Below are 16,075 nucleotides of genomic sequence, written 5' to 3' on the forward strand. Positions count from 1 at the left end.
ATTTAGGAAGCAGCTCCGTGGCAACGCTTGTACTTCTTTCCAGAGCCACAAGGGCAAGGTGCGTTGCGAGTTACATCTCCTGATGAAGTAACTCCATTTTCATCGGCAGCGGTGTACTTCAGTGGCTGTGTTTGCACTGGTTTTTCAGTAACGCCACGCGCCTTTACCTGAGATCCGTCGCCTTCAATGGTTACTTCGACGTTAAATACAAGACTTGCAAGCTCTTCCTTGATGGCATCCATCATCGCCGCGAAGAGTTCGTAACCTTCACGCTGGTATTCAACGAGTGGATCGCGCTGTGCCATCGCACGAAGGCCGATACCTTCTTGTAGATAATCCATCTCGTAAAGGTGTTCACGCCACTTGCGATCAAGGACTGACAACAGAACTTTTCGCTCAAGTTCGCGAAGAACTTCAGTTCCAAGCTCTTCTTCACGCTTCTTATATGCAGCAGCTGCATCATCAAGGATTCTTGCCTCAAGGAAATCAACATCGAGCGCTGATGCAGATCCAACTTCAGCGATGATCTGTTCAGGTGTGAACGAGATTGGATAGATCAACTTGAGCGCAGTCCATAGCTGATCGAGATCCCAATCTTCGCCGAAGCCCTGTTGCGCGGCAGCGCGAACGTAAGCTGAGATTGTTTCTCCCATAAAGTCTGACACTTGCTCGCCGATATCTTTACCTTCAAGAACAAGGCGACGCTCACCGTAGATAACTTCGCGTTGGCGGTTCATGACATCGTCATACTTCAAAACATTCTTACGGATTTCAAAGTTCTGCGCCTCAACTTGAGTCTGGGCAGAGCGAATTGCATTTGAGACCATCTTAGATTCAATTGGTTCATCTTCAGGCAAACCAGCAGCGGCAAGTACGCGCTCGACAATTCCTGAGTTAAAGCGACGCATCAAATCATCTTGAAGTGAGAGATAGAAGCGAGATTCACCAGGATCGCCCTGACGTCCTGAACGTCCGCGGAGCTGGTTATCAATACGACGTGATTCGTGGCGCTCTGTGCCTAGAACATAAAGTCCACCGAGAGCGATTACTTCTTCATGCTCTTTAGCGATGGCAGCTTTCTGCTTTGCAATCTCTTCAGGCCAGGCAGCTTCATACTCTGCTGCGTTATCTACTGGTGAAAGTCCGCGGCGCTGTAATTCAAAATCGGCCATGAATTCTGGGTTTCCACCGAGCATGATGTCTGTTCCGCGGCCTGCCATATTTGTTGCAACGGTTACGGCTCCCTTAACACCAGCGCGGGCAACAATCGCTGCTTCGCGCTCGTGGTGCTTTGCGTTGAGAACTTCGTGGGCAACGCCAGCCTTCTTGAGGAATCCTGAAAGTTCTTCAGACTTTTCAACGCTGACAGTTCCGACAAGAACAGGCTGCCCCTTGCGATGGCGTTCGACGATATCGCGAGTAACTGCTGCAAACTTTCCCACCTCGGATTTGTAGACCAAATCTGGTTGATCGATACGTTGCATATCGCGGTTGGTAGGAATTGGAACTACGCCCAACTTATAAATCTGGTGGAATTCAGATGCTTCTGTCATTGCAGTACCAGTCATACCTGAGATGGTCTGGTAGAGACGGAAGTAATTCTGCAAAGTGATTGTCGCAAGGGTCTGGTTTTCATCCTTGATATCGATGCGCTCTTTCGCTTCAAGAGCCTGGTGCAAACCTTCGCTATAACGACGGCCTGCAAGCATGCGGCCAGTGTGCTCATCGACAATGAGAAGTTCGCCATTCATGACAACGTAATCCTTGTCGCGCTTGAAGAGTTCCTTGGCACGAACTGAGTTGTTGAGATAGCCAATCAAAGTTGTATTTGCAGCTTCGTAAAGGTTTTCAATCTTGAGAAGTTCTTCAACCTTGGTGACACCTTCTTCAAGGATGCCGATGGTCTTCTTCTTCTCATCTACCTCATAGTGGGTATCGCGCTGTAATTTCGTCGCGATATTGGCGAATTCGACATACCACTTGGTTGCCTTATCAGCAGGTCCGCTAATAATCAGAGGCGTACGAGCCTCATCAATCAAAATCGAGTCAACTTCGTCAACGACTGCGAAGAAGTGATCGCGTTGCACGCAATCTTCGAGAGACCAAGCCATGTTGTCGCGAAGATAATCGAAACCAAATTCGTTATTTGTTCCGTAAGTAATATCTGAAAGATATGCAGCGCGACGCTCAGAGGGAGTCATGCTGTTAACAATGACGCCAACACTTAATCCTAAGAAGCGGTGAATACGGCCCATCCACTCGCTATCGCGTTCTGCGAGATAGTCGTTCACGGTGACGACGTGGACGCCGCGTCCTGCCAAAGCATTGAGATAGGAAGGAAGAGTTGCTACGAGAGTCTTTCCTTCACCTGTGCGCATTTCTGCGATGTTTCCTTTGTGAAGCGCTGCGCCACCCATGAGCTGAACGTCGTAGTGACGCTGGCCCAATGTGCGCTTTGCGGCTTCGCGAACAACAGCGAAAGCTTCTGGCATTAGGTCATCAAGAGTTTCGCCTTTTGTAAGGCGAGATTTGAATTCATCAGTCTTCGCACGCAACTGATCATCAGAGAGTGGAGAAATGGATGCTTCAAAGGCGTTGACCTTATCGACGATCTTGCTTAAGTCGCGAAGAATCTTTCCTTCGCCGGCTCGCATAAGTCGATCGAGAATTGAAGCCATCGGCCTACCTTCCACTTGCTTGTTAACCCCCTTATCTTAGGGGTTCGGCTATGCAGGCTGTTACGGCGGCTATGACCTCAATCCCATTTTCACGCAGGGCCCGGGCGCCTTCATAAATAGTTGCCCCCGTTGTGACGAGATCATCAACCAAAATCACCTTTTCACTGAGATATCTCAGGGATTTCATTGAACCCTCAATATTTACCAACCTCTGCTTTGCATCAAGAGAAGATTGATCTCGCACCTTGCGAATATGCGAAAGGCTTTCAACCGTTTCCATTCCGGTGCTTTTGCTTAACTGCAGAGAAAGTTCGGTGATGAATTGGCGACCACGAGAACGTGCCACTGCATGACGTGACGGAATCGGAACGAATAAACCTACTCCCCTCTCCTTTGCGCAGAAGTGGAAAGATTTCTGAAGTGCCTGAACCAATAAATCATCAGCTAACTTGATGTTGTTCTCTTTCGCAGCCAATAAAACTTTGCTTGCAACCGTTGAATATTGGATTGAAGAGAATATTGGGAAGTATGGCGCAGTTCTAGACCAGCTTCGATAGATATGAGGATTCCATTTGCCTCTGCATTCTGAGCAGATCTCTAGGCCTAACGCAGAACAGCCTAAGCATCGAATGGGAAAGATTATTTCTTGTAGCGACTTCAAGCTCTTCATCTCTGCATTCTCTCTGCAGATTAGTTATGAGTTAGAGGTAAAAAGTTTCCTCGTGGAAATCTTTTGGTGCAGCCTTTATTGGACGCCCTTCAATCTCATCCCCTGCTCTACGTGGCAAGGTGAGTACAAAGTGAGCGCCAAGCCCCGGTCTTCCCCACGCATCAAGTTCGCCATTGTGGAGGCGCGCATCTTCAAGTGCGATTGATAGACCAAGCCCTGTGCCACCTCGAACGCGTGCACGTGAAGGATCTGCACGCCAGAATCGGTCGAAAACTCGAATGAGTGCTGACTCATCAAGTCCCGATCCCAAATCACGAACGCCGATGCCAACTTCACTCTCTGTCGCAACGATTGTCACTACAACTTCTTTGCCATCGCAGTGATCGAGCGCATTAGATAAGAGGTTTCGCATAATGCGCTCAACGCGTCTTATATCAGCTTGAATCTGCACGACAGGAAGCTCGGATTCAATGCGGATTCCCGAATCTGTATCAAGTTCTCCCACTTGGAAGTCTTTAACGCAACGGTTAATCAGTGCAACAACATCAAAGTCCACAGGTTCGAGAACAGCTACCTCAGCATCAAATCTACTTACCTCGAGCAGGTCTTCCAGTAGACGTTCAAATCGATCAATCTGCGCAGCCAAGAGCTCTGAGCTACGTGCAACAAGTGGATCAAAGGAGGCTCGCTGGTTGTAGATAACTTCGGATGCCATACGAAGAGTGGTGAGCGGAGTACGGAGTTCATGGGAAACATCAGATACAAATCGCTGCTGGACGCGAGAAAGGTTTTCAAGACGTGAAATCTGCTGCTCAATAGATTGCGCCATCTCGTTGTACGAGTTGGCCAGAGTCGCCATCTCATCTTGAGATTCAATGCGCATGCGCTGACTGAAATCACCTTGGGTAAATTGCGTTGCAATTCGGGCAGCGTCTCGTACCGGGCGTACAACCTGGCGAACTACCAGCCAGGTAATCATTCCGATGAGGAAGATAAGTGCAACGCCTGTAAAGAGAAGTGAGTTTCGAATGAGGTCAAGAGTTTCAGTCTGGCTTGTCAGAATAAAGGCGATATACATTTCATATCGTCCCGCAGTTGGAATGTTGATTCTCTCTCCAACGAAGAGGGTATTGCCTTGGCTCACTTGCGCCGAGCGTAGGTCTCCGTATTCGTACTGGAGATCAGTGCCTTTTTGAATTCGTTCACGCAGCGCTTGTGGGACAGATTCGGCCTTAATCAAACTCGAAGACATCTCGTAAGAAACTTTTGTCTTTCGCTCACCTGGAACTTTAATGAAGATAACTTCACGGCGGCTCTGTTCTGAGCTCTGCGTTGTCGAACTAATGATCAAATCAGCGAGAGCTTTCTTGCGCTCTTCCACTGAATCGCCTTGGGAAAGAAGCATCTGATATTGCGCGTTAAAGAAAGTGAATCGTGCTTCAGCAAGTGCCGAATCAAGGCTTACTTGGCGAATTCCGTCAGAAAGACGTGAGTAGAGCGCAGATCCCGTTAGCGAAATTACGCCAAGAGAAAGCATGACCGTCGAGAGAATAACTTTGGTCGCAAGAGATTGCGAAAGCTTTCTACGAGCACCCATGTTATGTGAGCCCTTTACGCTGGGCCGCCCGCCTTATAACCAACGCCGCGTACCGTCATCACAATCTCTGGATGTTCAGGGTCATGTTCAATCTTTGAACGAAGACGTTGTACGTGAACATTTACAAGTCGTGTATCTGTGCTGTGGCGATATCCCCACACTTCGCTCAAGAGAGAATCGCGAGTAAATACACGACCTGGGTCTTTTGCTAATGCGACCAAGAGATCGAATTCAAGTCGAGTGAGCGCAATCTTCTGTGAACCACGGAGAACTTCGTGGGCTGTGACATCGATAGATAAATCTCCGATAGTCAGTAGCCCAGTGACATCCGCATTTGTGCGACGAAGTCGGGTGCGAATTCGCGCTATGAGTTCGGCTTTGTCGCGGAATGGCTTCTGCATATAGTCATCAGCGCCGGCTTCAAGACCACGAACTATGTCTTGGGTTTCGCCTTTAGCGCTCAGCATCACGATTGGAACCATTGATTCTTGTCGAATCAATCTGCAGACCTCAATGCCATCAATTCCTGGCAACATCACATCGAGCAAGACGAGGTCTGGAGGATTATTTCTAAATACCTCCAGCGCCTCATCTCCTCGACTGACAAGATCTACATCGAAGCCTGAACTTGTGAGAACAATTCCAAGCATTTCTGCAAGGTCTTGATCGTCATCGACGACCATAACCAGAGTCATTTATGAACCGTGCTCCCAAGAGTTGAGGTACATATCTTGTGCAGGTGTAAGTGTGTCGATGTGACCACCCATTGACTTGAGCTTCAGTGAAGCAACTTCCTTATCAATGTAGGTAGGAACTTCGTGAACGCCTGCAGGAAGATTCTTTGCTTCCTTAACGAGGTATTCCGCGGTAAGTGCCTGATCAGAGAATGACATATCCATTACTGATGCTGGGTGACCTTCTGCAGCACCTAGGTTTACCAGGCGACCTTCTGCAAGAAGAAGTAGGCGACGGCCATCCTTCATGACGTATTCGTCAGTCTGGTGACGCATCTTCTCGTTCTTTGTCACTGCATTCTGCTCGAGCCATGCAACATCGATTTCAATATCGAAGTGGCCTGAGTTAGCCATGATTGCGCCATCCTTCATAACAGAGAAGTGTTCGTCGCGAAGTACATCGCGGTTACCTGTAACAGTGATGAATACATCGCCGACCTTTGCAGCATCAACCATTGGCATGACGCGGAATCCCTGCATCATGGCATCGAGTGCCTTAGTTGGGTCAATTTCTGTAACGATGACATCTGCGCCCATGCCCTTGGCACGTTCGGCAACACCCTTACCGCAGTAACCGAATCCTGCGACGACGACGATGCGTCCTGCAAGAAGGAAGTTAGTTGCACGGAAGACAGCATCAAGAGTTGATTGACCTGTTCCGTAACGGTTATCGAACATGTGCTTTGTATCAGTGTCATTGACAGCGATCATTGGGAATGTCAGAGCGCCATCTTTAGCCATCTGGTTAAGACGGATAACGCCTGTAGTTGTCTCTTCGCATCCACCAGCAATATTTGGAAGGAGTTCCTTGCGAGTTGTATGAAGAGTGTTAACGAGGTCGCAACCATCGTCGAATACTTGGTGTGGGTTGATATCGAGCGCTGCGTTGATATGTGAGTAGTAACCATCACGGTCAACTGCATTGCGAGCAAATACTGAAATACCGTATTCGTGCACGAGAGCTGCAGCGGTGTCATCTTGTGTTGAAAGTGGGTTTGAAGCACAGAGAGCAATCTCAGCTCCGCCAGCTTTAAGAACGCGCATCAAGTTTGCTGTCTCAGTTGTGACGTGCATACATGCTGCGATACGTACTCCAGCGAATGGCTGTGACTTTTCGAAACGCTCACGGATTTGAGCGAGAACTGGCATGTTGCGTTCTGCCCATTCAATCTTCTTGCGGCCCTGAGCTGCAAGTGATGCATCCTTAATATCGTGCTTTGGAATAGTTGTAACAGGTGTCATTTAAATATTTCTCCCTAGTGTAAAAACGGCTGTTTTTTTCGCTTGACCTTCGGCGTAGGGCTCTACTGTGCTAGTCGGCTATGGGAATAGCCTACTAGTTAAGGGATTAATAGGAGGAGGTCGAGGCCATCGAGGTCGCCTCGGATCGTGTTAAGTACATCATCTCGAACCTTCTTCATACGGGCTTCCGTTGAAGCCTCAACGTTGAGTCGAAGGAGCGGTTCGGTATTGGAAGCGCGAAGGTTGAACCACCAATTATCTCCGTTAATGGTGAGGCCATCGAGATGGTCGACTTCGACGCCGCTCTTCTTTCCATAAATCTTTTCAATCTTGTTCATCGCAGCTGGTGCATCAGAAACTGTTGAGTTGATTTCGCCACTTGAGTGATAGCGATTAAAGGGGGAAAGTAGTTTTGAAAGTGGGACTTCTATTTCACCGAGCGCTGCAATCGCATGGAGCGCTGCGAGCATTCCTGAATCTGCTTTCCAGAAATCACGGAAGTAGAAGTGGCCCGAGTGTTCGCCACCAAAAACGGCGCTAGTTTCAGCCATGAGCTTCTTAATGTAAGAGTGACCAACGCGAGAACGAACCGCAGTCCCGCCATTCTCTTCTACAACTTCTTTCACCGCGCGCGAAGAAATTAAGTTATAAATAATGTTTGAAGCGGGGTAGCGTTTGAGTTCGCGGGTGGCGATGAGTGCCGTCAATGCTGATGGATTAACCAAATCACCTTTCTCATCTACAAGGAAGCAGCGATCAGCATCTCCATCAAATGCGAGCCCTATGTCTGCTTTATGTTTCTTAACGGCCTTTTGAAGATCTTTGAGGTTTGAAGGTTCGATGGGGTTCGCTTCGTGATTTGGGAAAGTTCCATCTAGTTCGAAGTACATCTCAATAACTTCAGCGTTGAGTCGCTTGAAGACGGCGGGAGCGGTATATCCGCCCATTCCATTTCCAGCATCGATAACAATCTTGAGCGGACGAATCGAGGAGACATCGACGAGAGTAAGTAAATGATCTACATATTCCTCGAGCATCTCTTGGCGCTTTTCAACACCTACATTGCGCATCGCCATAGGAGTTCCCTCTTTGACGAAGTTCTCGATGGTGACTAGACCTGATTCTTTTCCAATAGGGCGTGCACCGCTGAGGCAGAGTTTGATTCCGTTGTACGCGGCTGGATTATGACTTGCAGTAAACATTGCTCCTGGAAGATTGAGCTTTCCGGAAGCGAAATACAACATATCTGTTGAAGCTAAACCGATTCGAATGACATCAAGTCCTTGCGAGGTCACGCCTGCAGCGAACGCGGTAGCCAAGGTGGGTGAGGATGGGCGCATATCTTCACCGATTACGACGGTTCCGGGCTCTCGCTCTTGTTCTAGGAAACGTGCGACTGCAACACCTGTTGCAAATGCGAAATCAGCTGTCAGTTCCTTATCGACTAAACCACGGATGTCGTACGCCTTAAAGATAGAAGAGCTCATGTGGTAATCGTAAAGAGAAAGGAGGGGTTAAGAGAAATTAGGAGGGAACGGCGCGTAAATGTCCGCGTCGGCCGACGTTGGCATGAGATGCCGAGATTTCAGGAGCGCTCTCTTGGCTGCGTGGAGCCTGAGCCACTTCTCTGACCGCATCCGCGATCGCCATCAAATCATCTTCGCTCGGACCTGTTGCATTCGCATCAATTGATTGGCGAATAACTTCCCAGCCATTTGGCACAGTAAGTCGCGCAGAGTGTTTTTCACAGAGGTCGTAAGAATGAGGTTCAGAGAAAGTTGCTAGCGGTCCAAGAACAGCAGTGGAATCTGCATAGATATATGTAAGAGTCATCGATGCAACTGATCGGCAACTGACGCGCGAACAGGCGCGACCAGTGCGAAGTTGTGAACTCATAGCGCTAAGGCTAGTGGGGGCGCTCTGAAAAGTTATGGATTGAGTACCCGAATATTTGATGCCGGGATTGAAGATTTCGTTAAGACGCTACCTGGGTTGAGAGGGATATACCCATATCCACTCTTGGATGTAATGAGGGCAGCACCTGAAGTACCAGTTGAGATTTGAGAGAAGGAAACTGAGCGCACCGAACTAGAGACAACAAAGGTTGCAATATCTTCAGCATCGATTTTTACGGACTTGCTCTTGCCGTTGGTATATGTGAGATCTAGTGTGACCTTGACTCGCTTGCCCGTAAAGACCAATGTAGGTGCAAGCCCAGTAGTTGCCAAAGTGAATTCACTGAGCTGGCTAGCTCCAGTACTCCAGACAAAGTCGCGTTTGCCGCCAGATAGCGTGCGAGAGAAAACGGACCCCAGGATTGGCTGATCGGAAGTAATGTGTAGAGCAAATTTGCCTGACGCCATTGTTATATCCATCGGGATCTCAACAACCTTTTTATGCGCGATCGTGCGCCCATTGATTCCTACAGGTGAAAAAGTGCCATCGGTAGATCGAATCTCTGCAGATATACGTGCATCTACATCACCCGGTACGAGCAATCGCAAAGTATGAGGCGTAGAACTATTTCGGCCAGTCTGCTGTGGGATTGCCGGAATCTGAAGCGTCTTGGTTGCATCCCCAGTTGAATTCACGAGATCTCCACCGAGAGCCTGAAGGCCCTTGCCGCGTTCGTCAATGAGGAAACCATTAACGCGACCCGAACGACTCAGAAGATGAATTGCAATCTCTTTAGATCCGGGTGCAAGTGTCGCCAAGGAAAGTGATGCATATGAATTTGGCTTGAGCGAAATGCTCCGTGGCGCAAGCTCTCCATTTTCATTAAAGAGTGTGATCTCGACAAGTGCGCGACCTAATCCGCTGTTGACGATATTGAGCGAACCCTTCGAAGTGATATCGGCGATTGCACCGACAAACCATTGAGATGCAATAGGTGCGCTACATGGAACAGCGCCAGCCCACACACCCTTACGCACTTGCCACACAACAGGTGTGACAGGTCCTGCTTCAATCACAGCAGATTGCGCAGCAACTGCATATCTTCTAAAACCAACTTCAGCTGTCTTCATCGAAGATGTACCAGTCTTGCGAACCAACGTCTTCGGAGATGTCAGCGATATTGCAGTGGTGAGCCCGGAGATATTTGGAGGGCAGACAACAGCTGGGTAGCTCTCGTTGAATCTGCTAGTTGATGCGGTGAAATTAAGGATATTGCTGAGAAATACTGTGGCGGCAGTAGCTACGGCAAGAATAAGAACTCTTCTATTTTTCATGAGAGCTCCGATTCCGAAATCTCACGACGGCGACGGCCTGCTGGCAAAGCCAGAACAACTGTGGTGACAAGTACGATGAGGAAGAAGGAGATCCAAGCTCGTCGAGCAGTGCCATCATGAATTACTGAAATATCTCCACCTGTTGTTACCTCAAATGTTGGTAAACCATTGGCGTTTTCAATCTTTGCCAATCGATAACCATCTTGGAATACCTGCCAACGCTTGCTGTAGGTCTCAGTTAACGTGATTGTGCCTGGCGTTGGAGCATTGGCACTCACGCCCTTCGATTCAAGTACAAATTCTTTTCCAGAGTAATCAACAAACTTGATTCGGCCAGTACTTTCCAATACTCGCCAGACGATTCCGTCTCGGGTCGCTGAAGTTCTGTTAAAACCGCCCAACCCATCGATCGTCTGAACTACTTCTGGGATGACTGGGTTCTTGAGGAATACGTACTTAATTCCGTAATCTGCAAAGACCTTACTTGATGTCACGCCTGTGTTATCGACGAGACCTTCAATGGCCTTTGAAATGACATCTGTATCGGCAGGTGCCACATCAACTTCACCTAAAGTCGCTGAACTTCCACGCGAAATGTAATAAGAAAGTGTTGGTTCTCCCTTGCTTCGATAAGGTCTTAGCACGACGGTCTTTGCATCATTTTCAATGGCTAAGAATGCTGGCAAGACTTCTTTTGAAGATGTGCGCACAGGTGAATCTGCACCTGCAGTGATGAGCCAGAAAATAGATGTTGTTGAGTAGAAGAGAGTCAGTAATAGCACTGCTGCGACAGAGATATGTCTGTAGTTAATATGTGATTGTTGAAGGCGGGCTCGAATCTTGTCGAACATAACTACTGCTGAAGTGATTGAGAGCAGCGTTGCAATCGAGAGAAGTGTGCCGGCAAATACTCGAGATGATGTTGCAGCACCATAGCCATGAAGAGTAAGTGCGCTCATGAGGGTTGCAGAGAGCAAGAAGACGATGCCAAGGGAAGCAAACTTACGGGCTGCAGTTGTAGAGAAATATGTAACAAAGAGAACGAAGGCAATCGGGCTGATTGCCCACCATGGAAGTGAACCTGGGCCTCCTGGATTTGCCAGGAGCGCGAGGTTGGGTCCCCCACCAGAAACTGTTAATCCGATTTCACCAAGTAAGCGAGATGGGTGAACAAAGTATGCAAATGAACCAGGGGCAGATAAGAGGAAAGGAATAAAGAGCAAAGTCAGACGGCGAATTACTCGCTGGATAAATTGAGAATCACGATAATTCTTTTCGGCAGCTAAGTAATCCCGGTAAATTCTAAAAAGTACAGCTGCAAGAACAATGAGGATTGCAGATGGATTGAAGGCAAAAATCAACCAGATGAAGAGGGAATATGCGTAGATGCTGCGCCACGAGCTCTGATCAATGTCATTCCAATTCTTGAGCTCACCGATAAATATAGGAAGCAGGGCGAGGAAGATGATGACGCCGAGGCGCCCTGCATTGATGGATGCGATTGCTACTGGTGAGAATGCATAGAGAAGAGCGGCGCCGGATGAGAGCCATTCATTATCTGTAAATCGCTTGAGGTAACGATATGAAGTAAGCAGGAGCAGAAATGGTGCTGCAAAGAAGAAGATAGTGATGAGGAGCGGAACATTTCCTAATGTAAATATCGATGCAGTTGAAACGAGTAATACCCAAGCAGGAGTCGATTCACCGCTACCCATTCCGATTCCATGCCAGCTAGCAAGGTAGAGCTTGAAGAGATCAGATAACCCATCTGGTGATGGCGCTAGCGCCCCACCTGAGATTGGACCGATGCGATGTCGAGCCCAGAAAAGTGAGACCACAAATATCAAAGTTGTTACGGCAACAATTGGCTGCGTAAAGAAGAGCTTCCAAGGGCGGTGGGCAACTGGAACCAATAGATCTTCTTCTTCATTAATTGTTAAATCACTCAGCGCAGCAGTTGTATCGCCTGAGTTGTCCGGCAAGAGCTTGCCTCTGATTACTTCAAATCCACGTGAGAATGAACTGCGCAGTTGCGTCCAACGAGATGGAACAAAAGCCTTTACTACTCGACTTGAAACAAAGCGGCTCTTCTTTCTCGCCTTGCGAGCTTCAAAGAGTTCATTGGGATGGATGATGAGAGAGCCGATTGCCAGAATTTCATCACTTGCATATCCAGGTAACTTTGCAAAGAGGTAACCAACTGCACGGAAAAGTGCGCCGGCAAATAATTGAATTGTGAGCCATGGCAGCGACCAGAAACTTGAATTAGCTAAGAGCACGTACGCGGCGTTACGGCGATCGAGCAAGAGTGGACGATGAAGGAATGCGCCCTTTACATCGACATCTCTGCGCTCTGTTGCCGAAGCTTGTGCGTGATAGCCAACGGCATCTGTTACTACAACGACAGAATGGCCAGCTGTACGAACTCTCCAACCGAAATCGACATCGTCGCGGAATAGTTCGAGGTTCTGGTCGAAACCGCCAATCTCTTCAAAGATATCTCGTCTGATGAGTGCACCTGCAGTACTGACTGAAAGTACTTCGTGGATTCCATCTCGTTGACCTTGGTCATATTCAGATGGTTCAAGACCAGTCCATCGCGCACCATTGGAGGCCAAACTAATTCCGACTTCGAGTAAGTGGGTGCGATCATGCCAACCAAGAAGTTTGGGTCCTGCCATGACAACACTTGGTCGTTCGATGAGAACTGCGAGAAGTGATTCAAGAGATGAAGCAGTAAGAGCGCAGTCATCGTGGAGAATCCAAAGCCACTCATCAACGCCTTCGACGGGAGTTGCAAGTTGATCCACGCCATATGCAACTGCTGCACCGAAACCAGTTGTGCGATCCAATGTGGCAACCGGAATGCGAGCGCCTTTAAGAAGTTTCGCTGATGAATCTATTGAGCCAGTATCGACTGCAAGAATTTGATCAACCTGACGAGTTTGTGAAGCGATTGATGCAACAACTTCAGGCAACCACGTTGATCCATCATGGACAACGAGAATTGCTGAAACGCGTTGCGTACTCATAAGGGAAACTTATCGTTTGAAACTGTGAAGTAAATGAAGTGCCCGTGCTTACGCAGGACGACGCTTCAGGCGGCGGCGCTCACGTTCAGAGAGGCCACCCCAAATTCCGAAACGCTCATCATGCGCGAGCGCATATTCGAGACATTCCTGACGGACTTCGCATGAAAGGCAGACACGCTTTGCTTCACGTGTTGATCCGCCCTTCTCAGGGAAAAAAGCTTCTGGGTCGGTCTGGGCGCAGAGTGAGCGCTCCTGCCAGGAGAGTTCAATATTCTCTCCGCTAGCGAGTTGGATAGTTGGTCCAGCAGTGGGGGCTGATGGCTTGCCAGTCGATGTTCCTTCTGGGCGGATCGGCATGCGCGAGTCTCCTCAAGTCATTAGGGCGCACTTCGGTGTGAAGAACGCGCTCTAGGAATGAATTACACCCGTGTAATCCCTCTGAGTCAACCCCGAGGTAGAGACTTTTTTCCATATTTCTCGAGAAATATTCGAAAATCTGGGGTGATTGTCGATTTTTTCTAGAGATTGATGGGTAGATCGAGCTTTTTAGAGAGGTAATGGGCGCTTTTATTCGTCCCAGCTGCAACTTCTGTCCCATGAGCAATGAAAGAGTGAGCGAGTACCGCCCCATCGCCGATAGTGACATCGTCGCCAATAATGCAATCGTCAATCTCAACACCTGAGCCAATTGAACAGCGAGCCCCAATTGAAGTTCCACCTGTAATCCGCGCATCTGAAGCGATAGTTGTATCAGCCATCGCCTGGAAATCTCCATCGACTAAATCGCGAGAGCCCTTAAAGAGCGCAGCAGGAGTTCCCACATCAAGCCAGTATGACTGCTCTTTGTAGCCGAATACAGGTCGGCCACTTGAAACGAGCGCTGGAAAGGTTTCTCGTTCAACACTGACAACTTTGCCCAATGGAATCTGATCTATAACGGATGGGCTAAATACATAACAACCAGCGTTAATTGAATTAGTGACCGGGTTATCCATTTTTTCTAGGAACGCGGTTACGCGACCATCTGAATCTGTAGGAACGCAACCAAAGGCGCGAGCATCTGCAACATCGATCAGATGCAGCGTTACATCTGCCTTATTCTCTAGATGGAAAGCAATCTGATCAGCGATGGAGTGGCGGCTCAGTACATCGCCATTAAAGATAACAACCGGTTCATCGCGTCCAAGTAGTTCTGCCGCATTGCGAATGGCGCCACCGGTGCCCAGAGGCTCTTTCTCAACTGCATAAAGAATCTTCATCCCCCACTGAGCTCCATCGCCAAAGTACGGAGTAAAGACGTCTGCAAGATATGAAGTTGCAAGCACTAACGTGTGAATGCCAGCTTTCTTTGCAGCAAGTATCTGATGTTCAGTAACAGGAAGTCCTGCAACAGGAAGCATTGGCTTCGGTGACTCATCTGTCAGCGGCTTGAGGCGAGTACCAAAGCCACCCACCAGGAGAATGCCTACAGCCATTACTGCGCACTCACTTCACTTGTAATGCGCATTGCTGCTTCAGAAATTTGTTGATCCGTTGCAGTCATCGCGATTCGGATATGGGTTGCATCTCCATAGAAAATTCCGGGGGTTGCCAGGATTCCAAGGGATGCAAGCCAGGCAACGGATTGCCAGCAATCTTCATTACGGGTAGCCCAGAGATAAAGGCCGGCATCGGAGAAATCAATGGAAAACCCTGCAGCTTCAAGAGCGGGGATTAAGAGATCTTTTCGAGAGTTATAGCGTGCTCGTTGTTGAGCGACATGTTCTGAATCTGAAAGCGCAGCAATCATGGCTTTCTGAACCGGAAGTGGAACCATCATTCCTGCATGTTTGCGCACCTCAAGAATCTGCGCGATAAGTTGAGGATCACCGACAACAAATGCTGCGCGATAGCCAGCTAGATTCGAGCGCTTAGAAAGTGAGTGCACGGCAAGGATGTTTTTATTATCTCCGCCAGTGTGAGCGAGAATTGATGTGGGAGTTACTGTCTTTCCAAATTCGAGGTAACACTCATCAGAAACGACTACTCCCCCGGTTCTGCGCGCCCAATCAATTGCAGATTGATATTCAGATGCGGAATGCACACGTCCAGTTGGGTTTGATGGTGAATTAACCCACGCTAAATCAGCTTGCGGCCAGTGCGATGCATCAATTCCTACTGGCGTTGCTCCAGATTTAGCAATCATTGCCCCGACTAAATAGGTTGGGTAAGCAACTTCAGGATAAAGAACGCTCTGCGATGTCAGAAAAGTTGGTAGCCACGCAACAAACTCTTTTGAACCGATGAGTGGAAGAACTCCGAACTCACCAGTGGCTCCAAGGTTTAACCTTGCCCATTCTGTAATTGCAGTACGAAGCTCAGGTGTTCCCATCGTGACGGGATAACTTGGTGAATTTGCAGAGTCTTTTAGCGCTTGTTGAATAAAGTCCGGGGTTGCATCAACAGGGGTGCCAACAGAGAGATCAATAATTCCTGCTGGATGTTCTTTCGCAGTTGCGCCATATGGAGCGAGCGCATCCCACGGGAAATCAGGAAGTTTGTGGCCCAAGAGCAGTTACATCTGCATGGTCGGTATTTGTCTCGCCGACCTTTGATGCTCCCCCAGGTGAACCGAGTTCGATAAAGAATTCTGTATTGATCTTCTTGTAGTTCTGCCACTGTCCTGGAACGTCATCTTCGTAATAGATAGCTTCGACTGGGCATACTGGTTCGCAAGCACCGCAGTCGACACATTCGTCAGGCTGGATGTAGAGCATGCGGGTACCGTCATAGATGCAGTCGACTGGGCACTCTTCACGGCAAGACTTATCTTTAACATCCACGCATGGTTCTGCAATTACATATGTCACGAAAAGTCCTCCGGGAGCTATTAACGGTAGGCGGTAATTCTAA

13 protein-coding genes are annotated in these 16,075 nt (G+C 48.5%); all 13 read right to left on the reverse strand.

The features are described from left to right. Nucleotides 1-2: 2 nt before the first annotated feature. The 13 genes from secA to fdxA all read right to left on the reverse strand — a co-directional run bounded on the left by secA (nt 3) and on the right by fdxA (nt 16,032). The gene (secA, locus tag A1sIA56_RS04965) at nt 3-2,678 is read right to left on the reverse strand and encodes a preprotein translocase subunit SecA (RefSeq protein ID WP_095673823.1); all 2,676 of its coding nucleotides are present in this window, start codon (nt 2,676-2,678) and stop codon (nt 3-5) included. A gap of 31 nt (nt 2,679-2,709) precedes the next feature. Then, on the reverse strand, nt 2,710-3,153 hold the full coding sequence (locus A1sIA56_RS04970; protein WP_190276992.1) for a ComF family protein: 444 nt from the start codon (nt 3,151-3,153) through the stop codon (nt 2,710-2,712). A 226-nt stretch (nt 3,154-3,379) separates the two neighbouring features. Then, nucleotides 3,380-4,945 (reverse strand): MtrAB system histidine kinase MtrB, encoded by a 1,566-nt coding sequence (gene mtrB, locus A1sIA56_RS04975; RefSeq protein WP_095673825.1) that lies wholly within the window; start codon nt 4,943-4,945, stop codon nt 3,380-3,382. 14 nt (nt 4,946-4,959) lie between these two features. Then, nucleotides 4,960-5,640, reverse strand: a complete 681-nt coding sequence (gene mtrA, locus A1sIA56_RS04980; RefSeq protein ID WP_095673826.1) for an MtrAB system response regulator MtrA — start codon at nt 5,638-5,640, stop codon at nt 4,960-4,962. Beyond that, nucleotides 5,641-6,921, reverse strand: coding sequence for an adenosylhomocysteinase (gene ahcY / locus A1sIA56_RS04985; protein WP_095673827.1), 1,281 nt, complete (start codon nt 6,919-6,921; stop codon nt 5,641-5,643). Nucleotides 6,922-7,019: 98 nt separating this feature from the next. After that, the gene (locus A1sIA56_RS04990) at nt 7,020-8,408 is read right to left on the reverse strand and encodes a phosphomannomutase/phosphoglucomutase (protein WP_095673828.1); all 1,389 of its coding nucleotides are present in this window, start codon (nt 8,406-8,408) and stop codon (nt 7,020-7,022) included. A gap of 37 nt (nt 8,409-8,445) precedes the next feature. Continuing rightward, nucleotides 8,446-8,817, reverse strand: coding sequence for a DUF3499 domain-containing protein (locus A1sIA56_RS04995; RefSeq protein WP_095673829.1), 372 nt, complete (start codon nt 8,815-8,817; stop codon nt 8,446-8,448). Between the two features lie 32 nt (nt 8,818-8,849). After that, nucleotides 8,850-10,151 carry a DUF5719 family protein gene (locus tag A1sIA56_RS05000; protein ID WP_095673830.1) on the reverse strand — a complete coding sequence of 434 codons (1,302 nt, stop codon included), beginning with the start codon at nt 10,149-10,151 and terminating at the stop codon, nt 8,850-8,852. Next, nucleotides 10,148-13,183: a glycosyltransferase gene (locus tag A1sIA56_RS05005; RefSeq protein WP_095673831.1), complete on the reverse strand. Its 3,036-nt coding sequence runs from the start codon at nt 13,181-13,183 to the stop codon at nt 10,148-10,150. Before A1sIA56_RS05005 ends, A1sIA56_RS05000 begins: the two co-directional genes overlap by 4 nt. A gap of 48 nt (nt 13,184-13,231) precedes the next feature. Beyond that, nucleotides 13,232-13,540 (reverse strand): WhiB family transcriptional regulator, encoded by a 309-nt coding sequence (locus A1sIA56_RS05010; protein WP_223298414.1) that lies wholly within the window; start codon nt 13,538-13,540, stop codon nt 13,232-13,234. 161 nt (nt 13,541-13,701) lie between these two features. Further along, nucleotides 13,702-14,658: a nucleotidyltransferase family protein gene (locus A1sIA56_RS05015; protein ID WP_095673832.1), complete on the reverse strand. Its 957-nt coding sequence runs from the start codon at nt 14,656-14,658 to the stop codon at nt 13,702-13,704. Then, nucleotides 14,658-15,731 (reverse strand): succinyldiaminopimelate transaminase, encoded by a 1,074-nt coding sequence (gene dapC / locus A1sIA56_RS05020; protein ID WP_095673833.1) that lies wholly within the window; start codon nt 15,729-15,731, stop codon nt 14,658-14,660. Before dapC ends, A1sIA56_RS05015 begins: the two co-directional genes overlap by 1 nt. Continuing rightward, nucleotides 15,712-16,032 (reverse strand): ferredoxin, encoded by a 321-nt coding sequence (gene fdxA / locus A1sIA56_RS05025; protein WP_095673834.1) that lies wholly within the window; start codon nt 16,030-16,032, stop codon nt 15,712-15,714. Before fdxA ends, dapC begins: the two co-directional genes overlap by 20 nt. Nucleotides 16,033-16,075: the final 43 nt, after the last annotated feature.

Origin of the sequence: Candidatus Planktophila sulfonica (genome assembly GCF_002288065.1) — a bacterium.
Lineage (GTDB): Bacteria > Actinomycetota > Actinomycetes > Nanopelagicales > Nanopelagicaceae > Planktophila > Planktophila sulfonica.

Coding starts and splice junctions, on each gene's coding strand:
- secA (WP_095673823.1), bottom strand. CDS start 2,678: ATGGCTTCAATTCTCGATCGACTTATGCGAGCCGGCGAAGGAAAGATT.
- mtrB (WP_095673825.1), bottom strand. CDS start 4,945: ATGGGTGCTCGTAGAAAGCTTTCGCAATCTCTTGCGACCAAAGTTATT.
- mtrA (WP_095673826.1), bottom strand. CDS start 5,640: ATGACTCTGGTTATGGTCGTCGATGACGATCAAGACCTTGCAGAAATG.
- ahcY (WP_095673827.1), bottom strand. CDS start 6,921: ATGACACCTGTTACAACTATTCCAAAGCACGATATTAAGGATGCATCA.
- A1sIA56_RS04990 (WP_095673828.1), bottom strand. CDS start 8,408: ATGAGCTCTTCTATCTTTAAGGCGTACGACATCCGTGGTTTAGTCGAT.
- A1sIA56_RS04995 (WP_095673829.1), bottom strand. CDS start 8,817: ATGAGTTCACAACTTCGCACTGGTCGCGCCTGTTCGCGCGTCAGTTGC.
- A1sIA56_RS05000 (WP_095673830.1), bottom strand. CDS start 10,151: ATGAAAAATAGAAGAGTTCTTATTCTTGCCGTAGCTACTGCCGCCACA.
- A1sIA56_RS05005 (WP_095673831.1), bottom strand. CDS start 13,183: ATGAGTACGCAACGCGTTTCAGCAATTCTCGTTGTCCATGATGGATCA.
- A1sIA56_RS05010 (WP_223298414.1), bottom strand. CDS start 13,540: ATGCCGATCCGCCCAGAAGGAACATCGACTGGCAAGCCATCAGCCCCC.
- A1sIA56_RS05015 (WP_095673832.1), bottom strand. CDS start 14,658: ATGGCTGTAGGCATTCTCCTGGTGGGTGGCTTTGGTACTCGCCTCAAG.